Genomic DNA, 20,226 nt, shown 5'->3' with positions numbered 1-20,226 from the left:
TTCAGCTTTCGAAATGAGTATATCGAAGGAATGTAAATGTAATGTACATTTCTTTGTAAAGGTTATGTAAATATTGTCAATTAATTACTATACCAATATCAAATTAGACAAAAAGGATCCAAAATATTCAACGGTCTGAATATCTAGGATCCAACAAAGACAAGATTATTGTTGCTGTTTAATTGGGAATGTAACGGAGAAGGTACTGCCCACACCCCGCTGACTTTTAACTGAAATCTGGCCCTGTAAAGATTGGACCAATTCCAACACAATTGCTAGACCAAGACCAGTCCCATTGACGACTTGTTTGGTACGCGAACTGTCTACCCGGTAAAAGCGCTCAAAAATTCTTGACTGTTCGTTTTGAGCAATTCCAATACCAGTATCAGTCACCTTTAGAGTCCATTCACGTTCAGTGGCCTCGTAGTCAATCGTAACCGACCCATCTTCACGATTATATTTAATCGCGTTAGAAACCAGGTTTTTAATAATTTCCACTAATTTTCTTTCATCGGTACGTTGCACTTCTCCAGCAGGAATCTGATTGACCAAAACAATGTGTTTGACCGAGGCCATTTGCTGCAGCGTGCTCAGCTGCTCATCAACCAACTCAGAAATATCAACATCACTCAGCTTTTGCTGGGAAATTGATTGCGATTCAATGCGTGAAATTGATAATACATCCTGAATCAATTCAGTCAGCCGTTTGCTTTCCTTTTGAATAATACCTAAAAATTGGTTTAACGTTTCTGGGTCATCCTTCGCGCCGGCTTGCAACGTTTCTGCGAAGCCGGAAATAGCTGTTACAGGCGTCTTTAGTTCGTGTGAAGCATTGGACAAAAAGTCCATTTGCATCTTTTCCACCGCGTAGATTTCCGTTACATCATAAAGTAAAACTAAGATCTGGAAAAAATCTTCCGAAGTGGACGTATAGATCACCGATGCCTCAACTCGCTTTTCTGTTGGCATCCCTGGCAAAGTAATCACTTTACGCTGAGATTGCTTGTTACTAAAGACCTGACTGATCAATGAAACCAATTCAAATTGGTGAATATCCTGCGTATAGGGATGCCGTCTTTCGCGAATTTCCGTCTGCAAAAATTCGGCCATTGCTGAATTGGCCATTTCAACTTTACGGTAGCGGTCGATCACCATTACGCCAATTGGTAAATACGATAACAGTAAGCGCAGTTCCTCACCCTGCTGCGTCTTGGCACGCAAAACTTTTTGCTGATGGGTCTGCAGGTGATTGATTGCCATGGCTAATTCGTAATAATCATTATCCTTTCGCAAAAGAATATGCGCTGGCTCTTCATCTTTAAGCATTCCCTCAACTTTGTGTGTCATCGCGGTAACCGGTTGTTGCCGGTGTCGAAAAGCCAAATTGAACGCCCCAACCTCAATCATTGAAATCAAAATGTTTAACTCCAGCAACTGGATACCAGTGCTTGCACTAACCGTTTGACCATCCAGCAACTGTGCAACGAGGAAAAAAACTACCATGTTAATGGCTACCGTTACCAAATACTCTAAACTAATCCGTTTAATCATGTTGCGGCGCCTCAAATCGATAGCCAAACCCGCGAACAGTCCTCAAATAAACCGGGTGCTTCGGATCTTTTTCAATTTTATCCCGTAAGTGCGAGATATGAATATCCACCATCCGGGTTTGACCCGCATAATCAAATCCCCAGACGCCTTCGAGCATCTGGTCGCGTTTCAGTACTTGATTAGGCCGTTTAACTAAATAAACTAACAGCTCAAACTCCTTGGGTGTCAACTTAACTTTTCGCCCACCCACAGTCACGGTTACTGTTGATTGATCAATCACAATATTACCAACGTGTAATTGCTGACTGTCGTTAAAATCAGTTTCCCTTTCTGAGCTTCCCTGTGTTCGCCGTAAAACGGCTTTTAGCCTTGCTAATACTTCTCTCGGACTAAAGGGCTTGGTAATGTAATCATCCGCACCAAGTTCCAATCCGAATACCTTATCGAACTCATCCGTCTTCGCCGTAATCATCAAAATTGGGGTGTCGACTTTTTCCTGACGCAGTTTTTTGGTCACTTCCACGCCATCTAATCCTGGCAGCATTAAATCTAACAGAATAGCATCATAATGCTTCTCTATTGCTAGGTGAACTGCATCGGGACCATTCACGGCCGAGTCTACTTCATAATTAGCCTTTTCCAAATTATAAGTTAACAGCGTAACAATTGCTGGTTCATCATCAACAACTAAGACTTTTTGCATAAGGTCCTCCTAATCTTTAAACATGACAATACCAATTTCATGTGGTGCACCGTCAAAGATTGCTGTCTCTGTTACTTTGAAATCACCCTCTGGAGTTTGAATTTTAAGGTGACAATACGTGGGATCTAACAATAATGTTTCATAAAAATTCGTTTCTGAGCTAACTGGCTTCCCATTGCAGCTAGTGATAATATCGCCAACTTGGATATCCATTTTGGCTGCGGGCGTTTCTGGTCTGATACCCAATACCCTTACGCCGTGGTCAACTTTTGAAAACCAAAATGATTGTCGACGGTCGTGCCAGCGCGCTTTGATTAAGCAACCCGCGTAACAGACGTAGGCTAAACCTAATACAATTAACGTGGCGGATTTTACAAATAATGATAAAATTCCGCCTACCAGAACCAGGGCACTGAGTATTAAAAACGTTTTTGACAGTCGCTGAAATGCAGTTTTGGGATTTTGCTTGAAAATAGTTAAGTTCAGGCCAACCAGCAACGGCAAAAACAGCGGTGTAACACTGGTATCGCCAATGGATAAAACGGGCCAGAAGGCTAAATGAGTGCTGATAAAATCGCCAGGAACTAAAACTAGTGCTGGTACGACTAAAAGTTCATTAAACGGGTAACCCGCAATCAGCTTACCCCTTTTTTGAGCAAAAATTTTGGGTGAGGCAAACCGGCCGCCAATCCTTTTCAGCCAAAAACCAAGCACAAACACAACAATTGCAAGTAAAATCGCCAAGTTTGCGATCGTCACCGTTTCATTTGAAAAACCAAACTGGCGCATTGGCGCCACGATTTGTTGATTCAAACTACTTTTATTGAACCAGTCATACAATACCACGGATCCGGCAAAAACGGTGATTGGAAGTCGTGAACCTAGCCCAATGATAATTGCAACTATTGCTAGCAAGGAATAGCAAACTAACCAACTAATGGGCACGGTCATTCCCACCGCAAACGAAACAATCGATACGAGCAGCCCTAACGAAAGGCTCATGAGAATAAAGTGCCGAACTTCAAATTTATCGGAGTAAACCGCACTGCCAAAATTCAAGCGCTCCTGTTTTATACGTCTATCAGCCGTCCACCATTCACGAATTAACCCAATCCACCAAACCGGTTGAGCCACCAAACTTAATATTAATAATCCAATCGTCATTATCAACACCTGCATTTTCATTATCTGTATCTAAAAGCAGTATAGCATAAACCTTTTACAACCGCTTTTTAGTATAACGATAGCATATATGATATAGGGCGTTAACCAATTTAACAGAAATAAAAAACGTCTAACGCTTCTCAAAGAGATTATGTCAGACGTTTCCGTCATCAATCAGGGTTAGCTTGCTCTAACTGATACTGTAAGTATGCGTTGATAAACGGATCCAAATCACCATCCATGACGGCCTGACCATTACCCGTTTCATAGTTTGTTCGATGATCTTTCACCATGGTGTAAGGATGGAAAACATACGATCGAATCTGGGAGCCCCAGCCAATGTCCAACTGTTCGCCTTCAATAGCTGCTTTTTGTTTGGCTTTCTTTTCCTCTTCCCGTTCGTACAGTTTAGCTTTTAACATATTCATGGCCGTTTGACGGTTTTGCAATTGCGATCTTTGCGCTTGACTGGCCACAACAATCCCCGTAGGTTCGTGAGTGATTCGAACCGCAGATGACGTTTTATTAACGTGTTGACCGCCGGCACCACTAGCGCGATAAACATCAACCTTTAAATCAGCCGGGTTGATTTCAATGTTCACTGAATCGTCCAGTTCCGGCAGGACATCCACCGACGCAAACGATGTATGCCGCCGCCCGGCAGAATCAAACGGCGAGATCCGTACCAATCGGTGGACGCCCTTTTCTGATCGTAAATAACCGTACGCATTATGACCAGAAATCAGGATCGTGACCGAACTAATTCCAGCAACTTCGCCAGCCTGATAGTCTAGGGTCTCTACCGTAAAGCCGTGCTGCTCAGCCCAACGCGTATACATTCTTAACAGCATCGAGCCCCAGTCTTGAGATTCGGTACCGCCAGCACCAGGATGAATTTCCAAAATAGCATTATTAGCATCGTAAGGTCCATTTAACAACAGATTTAACCGGTACTGCTGCAAATTTTTCTTGAGCTTAGCCAGATTATCTTCCAGTTCGCTTTGAACCTCAGCATCAGGTCCCTCTTCCAGTAGTTCAACTGCCACTGAAATATCATCTAACTGATTTTTCAAATCCTGGTATGATTCTGATTTTGCTTTCAGCTGATTGGTCTCATTAATTAACTTTTGTGCCCTAGGCTGATTATCCCAAAAACCGGGCTCAGCCATTTTCGATTCGTTGATAGCAATACTTTCGTTCAAGGCATCTAAGTCAAAGAGACCTCCCAAAGCCATCGATTTCACTTGTCATGGCTTTTATATCGCGTTTAATGTCGCTAAGTTCCATTATCCGTTACCTCCACGATTAATAATCTTTTTAATATCAAATAAGCGATTATTTTTGCTAGATACGAAAAATCCGCATGACTAACGTGAGTCATACAGATTTTTCAGTTAGTCGGCGTTGATACCGACTGAAGTTTTTAACGCTTAATGTTTTGACGAATTTCTGACTTCATGAACAGACGAGTAGCGTCGTAATCAATATCAGCAATCATTTCCTCAAACATCCGGTAGCCATCTTGTTGATATTCAACCAATGGGTTCAATTGACCATAACCACGTAAACCAATTGAGGTCCGCAGCTGATCCATCACATCAATGTGATCGGTCCAATGAGAGTCAACCACCCGTAAGATGACAACTTTTTCAAATTCAAGCATTTGAGCTGGATCATAAAGCTGTTTCTTTTTATCTTCATAAACACCGTCAGCTAAGCCCTTAAGCAGGTCTTTAATCTGATCAGCATTCTTGTTCTTAAGGTCGTCCAACTTGATCTTGTCAGGACTGACCAGAGCAGAAATGGCAAAGTCCAAAATCGTGCTTAAGTCCCAATCCTTTTGTTCACCTTGAGTATGAAGGTTAACCACGCGATCAATGGTCCGGTCAAACATTGGCTTGATCACCCAACGTAAGGACTTCTCTTCATTGATAACTTCGTTTCGCTGGTTATAAATAACTTCACGTTGTGCACGCATCACATCATCATATTGCAAAACGTTCTTACGTGAATCATAGTTATTACCTTCAACCCGCTTTTGAGCAGACTCAACTTGGCGACTGATCATTCGGCTCTTGATTACCGCATCATCACCTTCAACGTTCATCCGTTCAAGGAAGCCCTTAACCCGGTCAGTACCAAAACGACGCATCAGATCATCTTCAAGCGAGAGGTAGAACTGTGTCAAACCAGGGTCACCTTGACGACCGGAACGGCCACGAAGTTGGTTATCAATCCGACGTGATTCATGTCGTTCAGTACCCAGAACAACTAAGCCACCTAATTCACGAACACCGGGTCCGAGCTTAATATCAGTACCACGACCAGCCATGTTGGTAGCAATCGTAACCGCACCGCGTTGACCAGCGTTCATAATAATATCGGCTTCCTTAGCATGGTTTTTAGCGTTCAAAACAACGTGTGGAATATTATCTTTATCCAGTAATTGTGAAATGTATTCAGAAGTTTCAACCGCAACGGTACCAATCAAAATGGGCTGGCCCTTTTCATGGAGCTGTTTAACCCGAGCCGCAACGGCATTAAATTTAGCTTCCAAAGTTGGGTACAAAACGTCCGGTTCATCGATCCGAATAACCGGTTTGTTAGTTGGTACTGAAATAACTTCCATGCTGTAAATCTCGCGGAATTCTTCAATTTCAGTCCGGGCAGTACCCGTCATACCGGCTAATTTATCGTACATCCGGAACATGTTTTGATAAGTGATGTTAGCCATGGTCTTGGATTCTTCTTGAATATCCACGCCTTCTTTGGCTTCAATCGCCTGGTGCAGTCCGTCAGAGTAACGACGGCCTTCCATAACACGACCGGTAAACGAATCAACGATCAAAACTTCGCCATCAGAAACCACGTAGTCTTTATCGCGAAGCATAATGAAGTTAGCCCGCAAAGCTTGATCCAGATGGTGGGTCAACGCAGTGTTATCAGTATCGAAAAGGTTCTTAAGGTTAAAGTACTTTTCAGCCTTCGCAATTCCTTCTTCGGTTAATGACACACTCTTAGATTCCAAATCAATCTTGTAATCCGTATCTTCGTGAAGCGTTTTAGCAAACCGATCAGTTCGCTGATACAGTTGTGAAGTCCCTTCAGATTGACCAGAAATGATCAGCGGTGTCCGAGCTTCATCAATCAGGATCGAATCCACTTCATCGACAATCGCAAAGTTCAGTGGACGCTGAACCATGTCTTCCTTATAGACAACCATGTTATCACGCAGATAATCGAACCCAATTTCTGAGTTAGTTGAGTAAGTAATGTCACAGTTATACGCCGCCCGCTTTTCTTCAGGTGACTTTTCAGTCAGGTTTAAGCCGACACTCAATCCTAACCAGTTATACAGTTCACCCATTTCTTCAGCGTCACGACCTGATAAATATTCGTTAACGGTGACAACGTGAACCCCTTTACCTGACAGTGCGTTCAGGTAAACTGGCATGGTGGCAGTTAACGTCTTACCTTCACCAGTCTTCATTTCGGCAATATTACCTTCATGAAGCACGATACCACCCATGATTTGCACGTGGAATGGGTATAAACCAAGCACCCGCTTAGCACCTTCACGAGCAACCGCAAAAGCTTCTGGTAGTAAGTCGTCTAACGTTTCTCCATCTTGGTAACGTTTTTGAAATTCTGGTGTTTTTGCTTTTAAATCGTCATCAGATAAGTTTTCGTACTCTTTTGAGTAGTCGTTGACCTTATCCGCAATTTTGCTGATACGTCGAAGTTCTCGTTTATCACTTTCGACCCAGCGTTTTAAAAAGTTAGCCATTCTTGATTCCCTTCTGTTAATGTGTTCTCAATTATTATCATTCATTTGATTGCATACCAACAACTAGTCTAACATTTATGTGCAGGTTTTAAAACTCATCTGTTGGTTATATTTTTTAAGAAACTATGACAACCGCTTTACAAAGCGAATACAAAGGGACCGAAGCTTGAATAAAACTGCTTCGATCCCTTTACAATTACGTTCTTAAATCATTAATCGCCGGCTTCAATCAAACCGTAACGGCCGTCATTACGACGGTAAACGATATTGACTGCATCGGTTTCAGCGTCTTCATAGATAAAGAAGTCATGCCCTAGCATATCCATTTGCAGAATTGCTTCTTCATTGTCCATTGGCTTTAAGGAAACACGCTTTGTCCGAACGACCTCTAACTTTGCGTTGTTGTCATCAGAGTCTTCGTTGCCAGCAGTTTCGGGTGTGAATTCAAGGTTTTTGAAGCCCTTTTCACGGGACTTACGGTTGACCTTTGTCTTGTACTTGCGGATCTGACGCTCTAGCTTATCCGTAACCAAATCAATACTTGCATACAGATCTGGAGACGTTTCTTCTGCTCGAAGTGTCAAATAAGGAAGCGGAATTGTAACTTCCACCTTTGAATCCTTATTTTGGTACACCTTCAGATTAACATGAGCAGTTGAATCCACGCTTTGCTCAAAATACTTCTCAAGCTTACTGATCCGCTTTTGCACATAATCCCGGATTGCTTGAGTGACCTCAATGTTTTCACCACGAATATTGAATGTGAGCATAGAACTTCTCTCCCTTCCACAACAAACAAAAGTTAATTTAAGCATACCTGAAACCACGGCTTAAATGTTTGTTTTGTTTATAGCTTAATTATAATAGAAAGCGCTACAATACACAATAGTTTAGGGCAGAGAACAGTATTATTCTGCGCTTATTTTCGCTATCCGTGAGCTAGAGTAAGTCCCATAACCTCATTAGCACCAGCACTTTGCAGCAGTTCAGCAGCGTGACGAATCGTCCGGCCAGTTGTGTAAATATCATCGACGATCAAAACCCGTTTTTTATTAAATTTTTTGCTGTTTAAATTCAGGGTAAATGGCTGTTCCGTTCGCAGTCGTTCTTGACGGTTTTTCCCCGACTGGGGCTGCTGTTTCACCCGGTCTCGGGTGACCAGGCCATCAACCGTTTCAATCCGTTCTAAAAAACCGGCAACCTGATTAAAGCCACGATGCTGCTGGGTCGCTGGATTGATCGGAATTGGCAGGACTAGGTCCGCATGAAACTGGCGCACCTCACGTTCGATTTTATCCTGAAACACTTTTCTTAAGCGATAATCACCATAAAATTTATACTGCGACATAAATCGCTTAAGTAAATCATTATACTGAAACAATGCGCGGTTACTAAAGTTAGGGACTGCTTTCCACAAAAGGCAATCATTGCAAAATTGTGCCGCACACTTTCGACCGCAGCCGCTGCACGCTTCATCAACTGAAATTGGCTCCAACTGACCCATACACTCCTGACAAAGCAAATCCGGTACCACCGGTTGAAAATTTAATAGCTGCCATAGAGTCAGCTGCTGCAGATTTTCACGGTGGCACAGCAGACATTCACTCATTTGTACCCCCCTAACAATCCTTCACGCTGGGCCTTTCGGTTAACAAACCTAATCTGATGACGGGCCTCTTTAATCGTCTTCGTTTGACTATCTGCAAAAAAGGCTACCAATCCCTTAGGATAAGCTGCTTTACGGCCTGCTCGTCCCGCAATTTGAACCAGTGCCGCGGTTGAAAAAACGGCATCATCCGCCCCTACAACGATCACATCAATATTGGTAAACGTTACTCCCCGCTCTAAAATCGTTGTCGTAACCAAACCATCCAATTCGCCAGTTCTCATTTTCTGGACCTTATCTTGCCGATCTGGATCTCCAGCGTGAACCGTTGCCAGCTTCAACCCGGGAAACTGTGGTTTTAAAACCGATTCAAGCGCGGCTAAATCCTTAACGTGTGGGACAAACAATAAGAAACGACGATGATTGGATACAAGCTGTTTAAGCAATCCTTTAACTGCTGTTGGCAGGCGGTTCTTAGTCAGCGTCTGGCGCCATCGCCGAGTCAATTTCACTTTAATTTCAGGCAAGGGATAGCCGTGATACCTAGCAGGCAAATAACTGACTGTAAGCTTATGTTGCCGCTCTAATCGCTGCAGTTCCTTACTAGGTGTCGCGGTGAGATACAGCAACGCACCCGTCTCTTTTTTGGCCTGTTCAGCAGCGAAATTCAAGCCAGGATCAGCGGCAAACGGAAAAGCATCCACCTCATCGATCACCAAGACGTCAAAAGCATGGTAAAATCGAAGGAGCTGATGCGTTGTGCAAATTGTGAGCTGACGGTACTCATAATCACCCTTCATCTCGCCGTGCAGGACAATCTGCGGAATGCTAGTAAACGCCGCTTGCAGCCGTGGTGCAAGTTCCAAGCAAACATCCACCCGTGGTGAAGCAATTGCCACCCGTAACCCTTTCATTAACGCTTGTTCAATACCCAAAAACAGCATTTCAGTTTTACCGGCTCCGGTAACTGCCCAAAGCAGGTGGGTTTTACCAGCACCGAAAATATGATTGATCTGCTGACTGCAAGCGTTTTGGGCAGGTGTTAATTGCCCCGTCCAGCTTAGCGGTGATTCAGTACGCTTTGAAAACAGGTTGGGTTCTGGCAATGACCATAACCACTGATTGGAAGTTACCCGTCCTAATTGAAAACAGTGCGGACAGTAGTAAGCCTCCTGCGGTAGCTGAACCGTTTGCTTAGCTATTCGCTGGCCGCAACGCTGACAAATGGCCCACTGTCCGGTTATAATCATGGTTGGTCGGCGGATCAGCTTAGGCTGCCAAGCAGTCTCCACTGACAGCTTATCCGCTAAAACTTGCCGCCCAAATAATTGGTTTGTTTGCATTATTTTCACCCCTTATTAACTACATACGCAGGAAATGGAGTAATTCAATCAATGTCAGAAAACTATTTAACAATTAAAGCCAGCGGTTCTCACGAGCTGGAAATTAAAAAATCCCGTTTTATCTGCAGCGTACAACGGGTTGCCACAAAGGAAGCTGCCGATGCCTTTATTGAATCCGTCCGCCAAGATAACCCTAAAGCCAACCATAACTGTTTTGCTTACATGGTAGGCGAGCACGATGAGGTGCAACGTGAAAGCGACGACGGCGAACCTTCCGGAACGGCCGGCGTGCCAATCCTAGAAGTTTTGAAACGAATGAAAATCCATGACGTTGTTGCCGTAGTCACCCGTTACTTTGGCGGCACTAAATTGGGTGCTGGCGGTTTGATTCGGGCTTACAGCAACGCCACTTCACGTGCTATTGAAAAAGTTGGTTTAGTTGAAAAAGTTCTTCAACGTGATCTCAATCTTACTGTTTCTTATGCCAATTACGAAAAATTAAACTACCATCTTCAGCAGAAACAGATTAACGTGATTGATACAAATTATGGTAGTAACGTTGATGTCACCATTGCCGTAAATGTCGATGATGCCGCACCGGTTCAAGCAGAAATTACCAACCTGCTTTCTGGTCAGGTCACCATCAAATCAGGCGATGAACATTACCATGAAGTCGATGTTCCCGTCTATCCGGACGCTAAGGACTAAAGCTACCCTGATGCACTTCTCTTATACGGCTTTAACCTATAAGCCATCATTACACGAACCAACCTGGAGGTTAACTTGTGGATATCATTTTAATTTGTTTGGCACTGCTCTTCATTTCAAGTATGCGGTTAAACCTAACCGGTCCGGAACCGGGTTACCTGAATCGTGATACAACGGCGACAATCAACGGCCTTTTCCTGTTGCTAGTCATGTTTAGTCACTTTTCCACCTACTTGCCGGCTTCACATTTAACACCGCTCTCATCACTATGGATGTCAACTAAAGGTGAACTGATTGTCACCACGTTTCTATTCTTTTCTGGTTTTGGCATCATGGAGCAGCTGCAAAAACGGGGAAGCGCCTATATCAACACCTTCCCCGTTAAACGCATCTTATTTGTGTGGGCAAAATTTTTCTTTGCGGTCACACTCTTTATTATTTTGGCGGTTATGCTGCACACTCACTACTCAGGCCAGCGAATATTACTAGCTTACTTTGGCTTAACCACAATTGGTAACAGTGGCTGGTACATTTTCGCCATACTGTTACTTTACTGTTTGACTTATTTTGCGTTCAAATTATCAGCAAATAGTCACCGAAAAGCGTTGATCTACTTATTGACCGGCTTGTTTATCTACATTATCATCGCCAATTTCACTTTACCAAGCTGGTATCACGAAACCATTTTAAGCTACTTTGCAGGTACTGTATTTTCACTCCATCAAACGAAGTGGCTGCCGCAAATCACTAAGAATTGGCGCAACTATTTGATTATGGGCTTAACAACCCTGGCCGTCTTTTGCGGCAGTTACCTACTGTGCGCCTTTAGCCAAGGCTTGATTCATTACCTTTACTACCAAATTGCTGCAATCAGTTTCCCGTTTCTCTTCGTCTTACTGGCAATGAAGGTCCGGTTTAAGAATCGATTTCTGAAATACGTCGGTGGCAGTGCCATGTTTTCCCTGTACATTCTCCAACGAATTCCCATGATTCTAATCCAAAATAAAGCCATCATGAAAATCCCTTGGTTAGCTTTCTTGCTGGTATTACTCGCAACGTTAGTTTTAGGCTGGCTGTTTGATCACTTGATTGACCGTCTGCTGCGGCGTTTGACCCATAAATCAGCGGTAAATTAATCAGCCAAAATAAAAGAACTGCCATCTTTAAAGATTGGCAGTTCTTTTTGATAGTCATCAGTTTAAAATCAATGTGAATTTTTGGAAGTCGTTCCCTTTACGATCCGTTTGATCCAATTTAACAGCGGCTGACGGTTAACACCTACCAGCCCGATGGCTTCCACAAACAGCTCTAGACCAACCAGACTAGCGATAGTTAAACAAATCGTCCCCCACGTTGGTGAAATTGGGTACATCAGAGAAATAAAAGCGAAAATCAACGCGATGCCGTAAATAACCAGTACCGTTTGCCGGTGAGTCAGCCCAATTTGCATCAACCGATGGTGTAAATGATGCTTATCGGCATGGGAAATTGGCTGCCGATTCAGCATCCTCCGCAAAATAGCGTAAACTGTATCGGTAATCGGCACGCCCATAATAATCACTGGGATGATCACTGAAATAAAAGTAACGTTTTTCAGACCATACAGTGAAAACACCGACATCATAAACCCAATAAACAGTGAACCAGTATCTCCTAGATAAATCCGTGCCGGGAAAAAGTTATACGGTAAAAAGCCTATCATGGCGGCCACCAATGCAAAAATACTGATTCCAACAAAGGTATTAGCAACGTTCAGGAAAAATAATCCAGTAACCCCCATCGTTGAGAGCGCAATAATGCCAACCCCGGTGGCCAGGCCATCCAGTCCGTCAATTAAGTTAACTGCGTTAGTAATGGCTAATATCCAGATCCATGTAATCGGCAGGCTCAACCAGCCTAATGAAACCAGTCCTAAAAAGGGAATCGTAATGTGGCTCATCTTGACGCCAGCCGCAAAATAAACGACCAACGCTGCAATTGAAATTCCTAGCACCTTTTGACGGGGCTTTAATTCAAAAATATCATCAATAACCCCCGTTGCAATAATAACGCATTCCCCCGCGAGAACTCCCCATAATTGACGCGTAGGGATTTGAAATCTTAATAGGAAAACAGTCGCAAAGGTATAAGCAAGAAAAATAGCTAGACCACCCATAGTAGGCATTGGTACTTTATTCACTCTTCTTGCATTTGGTTTATCGATTGCTCCTACACGGAACGCCAATTTTCGGACGAACGGTGTCAGGATAGCGGATAAAATCATAGTCGCAACTAAACTGACGATGATTTCAAATTTCATAATGGTTTCCTCTCTTCATGACACATTGATACTATTATACAAACCGCTTTCAGTAAACACAATCACTCACCCTAAAATTTTTCAGATAATCTTAAATAAAATGAGCAATCTAATCAACTAAAGTATTAATTACACAAGTAAATTTAACAGGGTAAACGATTACACTAGGGCTATTACCTTGCGCTTAAATCTGATTGTGAGTATACTTACATTGTGAAGCGAAAGCGCTTTACTAGTTTGTGAAAATTTTCTGACTTTTTGAAAGGAGTGTTGAATTATGGCAAGTAACCAGCAAGCTTCGAAAACTGATGGAACCGAGCACGAACCGGCTCCTATTTTGCAGCAAATGTGTATTTTTGCAACCGTTTTATTTGTTTCTTCACTGCTGTCGCCACTGTTTCCCAAATCTTTCCCGGTTCCAACTCCGGTTATTGGTCTTATCTTGATGTATGTTCTGTTAGCATCGCACATCATAAAACTATATCAAGTTGAGAAGATGGCTGACTTTTTGATTAGCTTAATTGCTTTCTTGTTCGTCCCATCTGGTGTTCAAATGGCTAACTCACTGAACGTATTTACAGATGACGGCGTTTTGACCGGTGTTATGCTCATTGTAACTATCATTTTGGCAACAGTCATTCTGTTAGTTGTAGTTGCATATACTACTGCTGGATTTATGGCTATCAGTCGTAAGGTGTTCCACAAATCTACTGATGTTGAATAATTCAGTAAACCCTCTCAAGCATAGAAAGGATTGAGTTACATGACCTGGGTGAACTTTTTCGGTAATGCTTTAGATCCGAAAGTTGGTGGCATAGCATTCTTTGGTATTTTCTTATCACTGGCAGTCTTTCTTATTGGTCAATATTTATTTAAAATTTCAAACGGTTTCTTCTTATTCCAGCCATTATTCGTTGGTATGGTTCTAGGTATCTTCATTCTTTGGCTTATGGCTAAATGGTTCGGCGTATCATTACCAACCTTCTATCAATCAGCCTACAAGCCCGGTGGTGACATCCTATTTTGGTTCCTGAACCCTGCTACCATTGCTTTTGCCATTCCACTCTACCGTCGGAACGACGTTGTTAAAAAGTTCTGGTTAGAGATTATTTTATCACTAATTATTGGTATGGTAATCTCATTATTCGCTATCTACTACGTATCAAAGGCATTAGGTCTTAACAATGCCATGATTTCTTCTATGTTACCACAAGCTGCAACCACTGCCATTGCAATGCCGATCTCTGGTGCTGTTGGTGGTGTGCCGGCCGTAACCGCGATGGCATGTATCATCAACGCCGTCTTAATTTACGCCTTAGCTGATTTCTTAATCAAGATCTTCCGCTTAAACAGCGATCCAGTTGGTGCTGGTTTAGGTTTAGGTACTGCGGGACATACGGTTGGTTCAGCTAAAGCCGTTCAACTGGGTTCCATTCAAGGTGCCATGGCTTCTATCGCCGTTGTTGTCATCTCAATCGTTGTAGACATCGTCGTTCCGCCATTTGCACACATGATGGGCTTGTTCTAAATAAACTACTAATTTTAAAAAAATTTTCTCAACTACAAAACTACAAAAAACTTAGGATGCCATATCCTATTTCAACAAATGAGCCGTCAGATGATGTTCTGGCGGCTTTTCTTGTCCACCTGAACAGCCACACCTATCGCAATGCCTTTTTAATCGAGTTTCAGCATCATCGCCAAACTAAGGTATTCAATCTCATACTGAGAAAATTCATCTTACAAAGAACCGGCTGTAACACAAGCGTGTGTGACAAATCTCGGTAGATTCCAGAATTTAACGCAAATAATGCCTATTCCGGCGGACCTTGTCGTAATAGGCATTATTTGCGTTAAATGGCCGGAATCTGAGTTTTGACACATGATTAGGCCATATTGAAGTGCTGGACAAAAACACAATCATAATGAATTTTAGTTAAAAAATTTGATTGAAATACTGATCAATATAGACTTATGGCACAGTCCCCTTTTTCTCTCTTTAAACAGCTATCTCTTTAAGTGATAACTATAAGTGGAAACAATGATGTTCTGACGTGTATTCAAAGCAGAACGAAGTCTCAAAGCAGTCTGGTTATGCAAAACATTCTGCCATGGCCGACGCGGTACAAATTGGGGTACCAAGACGGTGGTGGTGAAGTTTCGTTCAGCAGCTCGCTTGGCGATCACATCACAGAACCGTAACGTTGGTGTGATGATTGACCGGTACGACGAATGAATATCAACAAAGCGGACATCAGGAAATTCTACCTTAAACTTCTGAGCTGTCTTATGTTCCTTACGCGGATTCTCATCAAAAGACACGTGCATGGCGATCACGTAGTCCCCTACTGATCGGGCATAGTCGATAGCGTGAGCGGTTACTTGAGTCACATCGCTAACCAAGACGATCACCGTTGCACCATCGTAATGATGGTTAACCGCATCGCTATTTTCACTCACACGCAGTTGGTGCGCGACGTTGATGTAGTGCCGATGAATTCGGTAGAACATGTAGATCACAGCAGGCATGACAATCAGATAAGGCCAAACGTTAGGAAAATGCAGGAAGAAGAGACAAACAACCAGTGCAAACGAAATGAAAGCTCCCAGGAAGTTAATGCAGGCTTTAAGTTGCCACTTACCCTCACGAACTCTAAACCAGTGCCGTATCATTCCGGATTGAGATAATGTAAATGGCACGAAAACCCCAACGGCGTAAAGTGGAATTAACAGGCTGGTTTTTCCGTGGAAGATGACAATCAGGAAAATCGCCCCAATGGCAAGTGAAATAATACCGTTTGAGTAACCTAAACGATCCCCACGGTCTAAATAAGCATGTGGCAAGAACTTATCCTTAGCCAGGTTGTAAGCCAGAATTGGGAAAGCCGAGAACCCAGTGTTAGCGGCAACTGCCAAAATAGCAGCCGTAGCTAATTGCAACAGATAATAAATCAAGCCATGACCAAAAACAGCTTGACCAATTTGTGACAAAACGGTGTTATCAGCCATCGGCTTAATGCCTATATAGTAACTTAAGAAAGTAATACCACCGAAGAAGAACGCCAAAATTGCCGCCATAATGGCAAGTGTTGCACTGGCATTATGACTCTTAGGCTTCCGGAAATTAGGCACCGCGTTACTAATCGCTTCAACCCCTGTCAGAGATGAAGAACCACTAGAAAACGCACGGAGGAACAGTACCAGGGTCATTCCCTGGACTGGAGCACCAACGGCCGCTGAGGCGTGGTATGCAACGTGCCCGGTAACAATTTCAAAGATTCCCCAGCCAATCATGATAAAGATCATGAGGATAAAGAAGTAAACCGGTAACGTCAGCAACGAGGCTGACTCTCGCAACCCTCGCAAGTTCATTCCCATAATCATCAAAACTAAAATGATCGAAATACCGACTTGGTGAGCGCTAAGGGCGGGTATTGCAGAAATAATAGCATCAGTACCTGAAGTAACAGAAACCGCCACGGTCAGCATATAATCAACTAACAGTGAACCACCGGCAACCAAGCCAGCTGGTTGTCCCCAGTTAGTTGTTGCAACAACGTACGCACCTCCCCCAGAAGGGTAGGCGTGAATAATTTGTTGATATGACAACGTGATTGCGAACAGTAAGACCAGCACTAAAGCAGCAACCCAAAGTTGATACATTAAGGCAGCCGCAGAAAGTGTAATCAAAACTGTTGTAATTTGTTCAGTCCCATATGCGACTGAAGATAACGCATCAGAAGAGAGCAACGCCAGCGCTTTAAACTTGGTTAAAGCCTGTCCACCCTCATCCGTCGTCTTCAACGGTTTACCAATGAGTAACCGTTTCAAATAACGCCACATGATTTTTACTCCTTTATCGACGAATAGCAGCTATCAACCACGAGACTGCAGTGACTGATAGCTCCTTTCGAAAATTAATATCTAAAATAAGTGAATGCCGCAATGGGTATGCAAAATCAATTGGTATTGTACAACAAACCATCACGCGAAAGCAAGCTGTCAAAAAACAATCCCAATGGGTTTCACTGCAAGCCCTAATAAAACTTTCAGCAGAGTATGAATTCTGGTCGTGAGTCCGCAAAAAAAGCACTTGAAATGGTCAGCCATTCCAAGTGCTTTTAATTATCAATTTAAACGTTAGCCGTTTAAACGTGATGTTACATCATGCCGCCCATACCTGGTTGTGCAGGTGCAGCTGGAGCAGCATCATCCTTCTTTGGTTCATCAGCAACAACGGCTTCAGTAGTCAACAGCAATGCTGAAACTGAGGCAGCGTTTTGAAGCGCTGAACGGGTAACCTTAGTTGGGTCAACGATACCAGCGTCAACCATGTTCTCATACTTGTCAGTGGCAGCGTTGTAACCTTCGCCAGGCTTCAATGTCTTCATGTGTTCAACAATGACAGAGCCTTCAACACCGGCATTTTCAGAGATTTGACGAACTGGTTCTTCCAAGGCGCGACGAACGATAGCAACACCGGTTGCTTCGTCGCCTTCAACGTCCTTTTCAACCTTTTCAACGGCTGGAATAACGTTGATCAAAGCAGTACCACCACCGGAAACGAAACCTTCTTCAACAGCGGCACGAGTAGCGTTCAAAGCATCTTCGATACGGTACTTGCGTTCTTTCAATTCAGTTTCAGTCGCGGCACCGACACGGATAACGGCAACACCGCCGGCCATCTTAGCCAAACGTTCCTTTAACTTATCACGATCGAAATCAGAAGTGGTTGCATCGATTTGCGTTTTGATTTCTGAAACCCGTTCTTGAATTTGTTCCTTGGCACCAGCACCTTCAACAATGGTTGTATCGTCTTTTGTAACGTTAACCTTGTTGGCTTGACCAAGTTGTTCGATCGTAGCATCCTTCAAGTTCAAGCCCAAATCGTCGGTAATCACAGTACCACCGGTCAATACGGCAATATCTTGAAGTTGAGCTTTACGACGATCACCAAAACCAGGAGCTTTAACGGCAACAACGTTGAAAGTACCACGCATCTTGTTCAAAACAAGGGTTGGTAATGCTTCACCAGTAATGTCATCAGCAATGATTAAGAGTGAACGACTTTGTTCAACAACTGACTGTAATAATGGTAAGATATCTTGAATGTTTGAAATCTTCTTATCAGTGATCAGAATGTATGGGTTGTCCAAGTTAGCTTCCATCTTATCGTTGTCAGTAACCATGTATTGTGACATGTAACCACGATCGAACTGCATCCCTTCAACAACGTCTAAGCTGGTATCAACACCACGAGATTCTTCAATAGTAATAACCCCGTCATTACCAACCTTTTCCATAGCATCAGCAATCAAATCACCGACTTGTTGGTCAGCAGAAGAAATTGATGCAATTTGTGCAATGTCGCTCTTGGTAGCAACTTTGTGGCTCATTTCATGTAAAGCCTTAACAGCTGCGCTAGTTGCTTTTTCGATCCCGCGACGGATACCAACTGGGTTAGCACCGGCAGTCACGTTCTTCATACCTTCGTTAACAATTGCTTGAGTCAATACCGTAGCAGTGGTGGTACCATCACCGGCGATATCGTTAGTCTTTGAAGCAACTTCAGCAACTAACTTAGCACCAAGGTTTTCAAAGTGGTCTGACAATTCAATGGCCTTTGCAATTGTGACACCATCATTAGTGATGGTTGGATTGCCATATGATTGTTCCAAAACCACGTTGCGGCCCTTAGGTCCAAGAGTTGTTTTAACAGTATCAGCTAATTTATCGACACCGGTCAGCATTGATGCCCGGGCGTCTTCAGAAAACTTAAGTTGTTTTGCCATAATTTAACTTCACCTCATAAATAATATAGTTTAAAGATTTAGTTCTAGTTGCGTTCTGAACTAGTCGACGATTGCGACAAGATCCTTTTCATGAACAACTAGATAAGAGTCACCGTTATACTTAACTTCAGTGCCTGCGTATTTATCAAATAAGACAGTGTCGCCTTCTTTAACACTTGGCGCAACCTTTTCACCATTGTCAAGCACACGGCCATCACCTACAGCAACAACTTTGCCAGTTTGTGGCTTTTCTTGAGCGTTGCTTGCTAGCACGATGCCACCAACAGTTTGTTCTTCTTCTTCTTGTGCTTGTAAAATTACACGGTCTCCTAATGGTTTTAACACTTGAATCCCTCCAATAAATATAAGTTTTAGCACTATTAGCACTCACCTAACATAAGTGCTAACCACAATTAATACTATAAAATTATTCCCACCCAATTGCAAGAGATTTACTTAAAAAAAAGTGATTAACTCAATTTTATAAAGATGAAAGTAAAACAAATTATTTGTTTCAAAACAAAAACAGCTTAAATACCAGTCAATTAACTGATAATCAAGCTGTTTTAAATGAATCATTTATGAATTTGCACTTTGCTAGTTTTCTTCATTATAATGATCTAGGAAGTAAATTAGCGTCTGCAGTTCATTGGTCAAATCAACGTTTTGAACCCGGACATTAGCAGGAACTGACACCCGCAGAGGTGTGAAGTTCAGGATGCCTTGAACGCCACCGGCAACAGCGCTGTCCGTGACGTTTTGGGCAACGGATTCGGGCACTGTTAAAATCACAATTTTAATTTGCTGGTCTTCCAGTTGCTTACGTAATTCTGACATCGGGTAAATTGGAACACCGCTTTGAACAGTGTTTGCAATATCAGGCCGAACATCAAAAGCAGCGCTGATCCGTACGTTACTATTCTGATGGAAATTAAAGTTTAAAAGCGCATTACCTAAATTACCTACACCAATAAGGGCCGCGTTAGTCAGCTTATCCTGATTTAAAATCTTCTTGAAAAACTTCAATAAACTGTCAACGTCATAGCCGTAACCCCGTTTCCCGAGGGCACCAAAATATGAAAAATCACGACGAATCGTTGCTGAATCAACTTTAACAGCCTCTGAAAGTTCCGTTGACGATACCCGGTTCTTATCAGAATCGTGTAAAATATTCAGATAACGATAATAAATTGGTAATCGTTTGGCCGTGGCCTTTGGAATTTTTGTTTCTGCCAATTGTTTCTCCTCCTTGTGAATTTAACTGATTAAAAAC

General features: G+C 42.8%; 17 protein-coding genes. 4 read left to right on the top strand and 13 right to left on the bottom strand.

What is annotated here, in order from left to right:
* Nucleotides 1-165: 165 nt before the first annotated feature.
* From pnpS to JUE95_RS04775, 8 genes are all read right to left on the bottom strand, one after another.
* Nucleotides 166-1,551, bottom strand: a complete 1,386-nt coding sequence (gene pnpS / locus JUE95_RS04810; protein WP_203649593.1) for a two-component system histidine kinase PnpS — start codon at nucleotides 1,549-1,551, stop codon at nucleotides 166-168.
* Nucleotides 1,544-2,254, bottom strand: a complete 711-nt coding sequence (locus tag JUE95_RS04805; protein ID WP_203649592.1) for a response regulator transcription factor — start codon at nucleotides 2,252-2,254, stop codon at nucleotides 1,544-1,546. Before JUE95_RS04805 ends, pnpS begins: the two co-directional genes overlap by 8 nt.
* 9 nt (nucleotides 2,255-2,263) lie before the next feature.
* Nucleotides 2,264-3,418 (bottom strand): PDZ domain-containing protein, encoded by a 1,155-nt coding sequence (locus JUE95_RS04800; RefSeq protein ID WP_203649590.1) that lies wholly within the window; start codon nucleotides 3,416-3,418, stop codon nucleotides 2,264-2,266.
* 170 nt (nucleotides 3,419-3,588) lie between these two features.
* A protein-coding gene (gene prfB, locus JUE95_RS04795) for a peptide chain release factor 2 (RefSeq protein ID WP_203649588.1) occupies nucleotides 3,589-4,705 on the bottom strand; the annotation gives its coding sequence in 2 pieces (ribosomal slippage) (nucleotides 3,589-4,644 and nucleotides 4,646-4,705; 1,116 coding nt in all).
* A gap of 136 nt (nucleotides 4,706-4,841) precedes the next feature.
* On the bottom strand, nucleotides 4,842-7,205 hold the full coding sequence (gene secA / locus JUE95_RS04790; protein WP_203649586.1) for a preprotein translocase subunit SecA: 2,364 nt from the start codon (nucleotides 7,203-7,205) through the stop codon (nucleotides 4,842-4,844).
* Between the two features lie 212 nt (nucleotides 7,206-7,417).
* Entirely contained in the window at nucleotides 7,418-7,975 is a 558-nt protein-coding gene (gene hpf, locus JUE95_RS04785; protein WP_203649585.1) for a ribosome hibernation-promoting factor, HPF/YfiA family, read from the bottom strand.
* Between the two features lie 158 nt (nucleotides 7,976-8,133).
* On the bottom strand, nucleotides 8,134-8,814 hold the full coding sequence (locus JUE95_RS04780; protein WP_203649583.1) for a ComF family protein: 681 nt from the start codon (nucleotides 8,812-8,814) through the stop codon (nucleotides 8,134-8,136).
* Nucleotides 8,811-10,154, bottom strand: coding sequence for an ATP-dependent helicase ComFA (locus tag JUE95_RS04775; protein ID WP_203649581.1), 1,344 nt, complete (start codon nucleotides 10,152-10,154; stop codon nucleotides 8,811-8,813). The genes JUE95_RS04780 and JUE95_RS04775 overlap by 4 nt, the downstream gene beginning before the upstream one ends.
* Before the next feature lie 51 nt (nucleotides 10,155-10,205).
* Here JUE95_RS04775 and JUE95_RS04770 point away from each other — a divergent pair, with 51 nt between their 5' ends.
* Together JUE95_RS04770 and JUE95_RS04765 are read left to right on the top strand one after the other, a co-directional pair.
* Nucleotides 10,206-10,862, top strand: a complete 657-nt coding sequence (locus tag JUE95_RS04770) for a YigZ family protein (protein WP_203649580.1) — start codon at nucleotides 10,206-10,208, stop codon at nucleotides 10,860-10,862.
* Between the two features lie 77 nt (nucleotides 10,863-10,939).
* Nucleotides 10,940-11,998 (top strand): acyltransferase family protein, encoded by a 1,059-nt coding sequence (locus tag JUE95_RS04765; protein WP_203649578.1) that lies wholly within the window; start codon nucleotides 10,940-10,942, stop codon nucleotides 11,996-11,998.
* Between the two features lie 68 nt (nucleotides 11,999-12,066).
* On the opposite strand, the gene JUE95_RS04760 is transcribed toward JUE95_RS04765, so the two are convergent.
* Nucleotides 12,067-13,161: a glycosyltransferase family 4 protein gene (locus JUE95_RS04760; protein ID WP_203649576.1), complete on the bottom strand. Its 1,095-nt coding sequence runs from the start codon at nucleotides 13,159-13,161 to the stop codon at nucleotides 12,067-12,069.
* Nucleotides 13,162-13,438: 277 nt separating this feature from the next.
* On the opposite strand from JUE95_RS04760, the gene JUE95_RS04755 reads away from it, so the two are divergent.
* Nucleotides 13,439-13,885 (top strand): CidA/LrgA family protein, encoded by a 447-nt coding sequence (locus JUE95_RS04755; RefSeq protein WP_203649574.1) that lies wholly within the window; start codon nucleotides 13,439-13,441, stop codon nucleotides 13,883-13,885.
* Nucleotides 13,886-13,924: 39 nt separating this feature from the next.
* Nucleotides 13,925-14,689: an antiholin-like protein LrgB gene (gene lrgB / locus JUE95_RS04750; RefSeq protein ID WP_203649572.1), complete on the top strand. Its 765-nt coding sequence runs from the start codon at nucleotides 13,925-13,927 to the stop codon at nucleotides 14,687-14,689.
* 479 nt (nucleotides 14,690-15,168) lie between these two features.
* Here lrgB and kimA read toward each other — a convergent pair whose 3' ends face one another.
* The 4 genes from kimA to JUE95_RS04730 all read right to left on the bottom strand — a co-directional run bounded on the left by kimA (nucleotide 15,169) and on the right by JUE95_RS04730 (nucleotide 20,189).
* Nucleotides 15,169-17,004, bottom strand: a complete 1,836-nt coding sequence (gene kimA / locus JUE95_RS04745) for a potassium transporter KimA (RefSeq protein WP_203649570.1) — start codon at nucleotides 17,002-17,004, stop codon at nucleotides 15,169-15,171.
* A 317-nt stretch (nucleotides 17,005-17,321) separates the two neighbouring features.
* Complete coding sequence (gene groL / locus JUE95_RS04740; RefSeq protein ID WP_203649568.1) at nucleotides 17,322-18,953, bottom strand: chaperonin GroEL; 1,632 nt, start codon at nucleotides 18,951-18,953, stop codon at nucleotides 17,322-17,324.
* A gap of 60 nt (nucleotides 18,954-19,013) precedes the next feature.
* Nucleotides 19,014-19,298 carry a co-chaperone GroES gene (gene groES, locus JUE95_RS04735; protein WP_203649567.1) on the bottom strand — a complete coding sequence of 95 codons (285 nt, stop codon included), beginning with the start codon at nucleotides 19,296-19,298 and terminating at the stop codon, nucleotides 19,014-19,016.
* Nucleotides 19,299-19,550: 252 nt separating this feature from the next.
* Nucleotides 19,551-20,189: a redox-sensing transcriptional repressor Rex gene (locus JUE95_RS04730; protein ID WP_203649565.1), complete on the bottom strand. Its 639-nt coding sequence runs from the start codon at nucleotides 20,187-20,189 to the stop codon at nucleotides 19,551-19,553.
* Nucleotides 20,190-20,226: the final 37 nt, after the last annotated feature.

This window comes from Secundilactobacillus yichangensis (assembly GCF_016861565.1).
Classification (GTDB): Bacteria; Bacillota; Bacilli; order Lactobacillales; family Lactobacillaceae; genus Secundilactobacillus; species Secundilactobacillus yichangensis.
Note: the sequence above shows the minus strand (reverse complement) of the source record. Positions and strands in the feature narration are given on the sequence as shown.